Below are 1,469 nucleotides of genomic sequence, written 5' to 3' on the forward strand. Positions count from 1 at the left end.
TATTTAGCCAGCATACAGCACCAACGCCTGCAGCTTAGCCGCAATCCCATTGTAGTTTTGGTCGATCCTGTGGTATTGGCACTAGGGGAAAGCCGGGTGGATCTTCGGTATTACCTGGAACTCCGCATTCAAAAGACCTTCCAGAGCAGCCAATTTGTGGCCCTGCCCATGCAAGAGGCCTCGGAAAAGCCCATTCCAGAGGGCTATACCATTTCACCAGGTGCATACTTTGAAGTACAGACCCGCTTGGACGATCAGCTTTCGGCCACTCCCCCCACTTTTGGAGAAACTGCCATTTCTGTTTGTCCCAATTTGACTAGGCAATACTATTATCAAAGCTATCGGTTCAATGATGATAAGGAGCTTGACAGGCAATTATCGACCACCTTATGGGTTTATCGTGGACAGATTGCCATGAATCATTATGCTTCTTACAAGGATCTGTTTTTTACCGACGTAATTGGCGGCAAAACGAGTAAGTTTTTAACCTGGCAACCCGATCATAAACTGGTCAGAACGGATCAGCCTGAAAGGCTCTATTTCCTGACCAATTTCACGCCATCACCTAAAACCCTGCAGTGCCGGGTCCGGGTGTTCCACAGTGATGGCACAGCTGAGAGTTTCACGGCCAAAACCGTTGACAACGTGACCCCTATGACGGTGTACAGCATTCCCGTTGGCTACTCTGAACTGGGCTTAGACGCTAGGCTAAAAGAGATTCTGACGTATCAGGTATGGCTATCCAATGAGGATCAGCAGCAGGTAAGTGATATTAGAACCTTTAGGGTTGACCGATTCGCTTATGAGAGTGTCAAATATCTGGTGTTCCAAAATAGCCTGGGTGGGTATGATACCCTTCGTTGTGTGGGTTCCCCTTCCGAATCGGTGAACGTAAACCGGCAGATATTGGAGCGCTGGACCGATTATGACTACCTGCCCACGGTATCCGAGGTCAAGATCAACAGCGTAACCGGTGAGCGGCAGTTAACTTTAAATATTGGCAACTGGCTGAATGCCGATTATCGCCAGTATCTGGAGGAGCTGCTAATGTCTGAAGATTTTTATATCGTGGATGGGGAAGAGTTTATTCCTTTGACGCCGACCTTTTCTAGTCTGATCACCCAGAGCGTAACAGAATGGCCGGTGGAGCGATCTCTGAGTTTTATTTATGCCAATACCATAGGTGGCTATAGCCGGTTGCCAAAAATCACCCCGGTAAGCCGCCCCACCAACTGGAGACAGTGGTCGGTGAGCTGTGAGCTGGATGCTAATGGCCTAAGGACTGGAAAGCAAATCGTCAATGAGCTTGTGAAGTATTACCTGGATACGGGTGAGAATGTCCGGCCAATCACCACCAAAGCCAACGTTGCTGGCACGGAAGGCTATATTCCCCCGTGGTTAAGTGATGCTTGTGCGGCCCTTACGACCCCATATGTCAATACGGCTCTAAGTGCGATATCCACCTTTAA

1 protein-coding gene is annotated in these 1,469 nt (G+C 48.9%); it reads left to right on the forward strand.

Annotated elements, in window-relative coordinates:
• On the forward strand, positions 1-1,469 hold a 1,469-nt coding region (locus tag CLV98_RS23600), incomplete at both ends, for a hypothetical protein (protein WP_109678521.1).

The organism is Dyadobacter jejuensis (assembly GCF_003149085.1).
GTDB lineage: Bacteria > Bacteroidota > Bacteroidia > Cytophagales > Spirosomataceae > Dyadobacter > Dyadobacter jejuensis.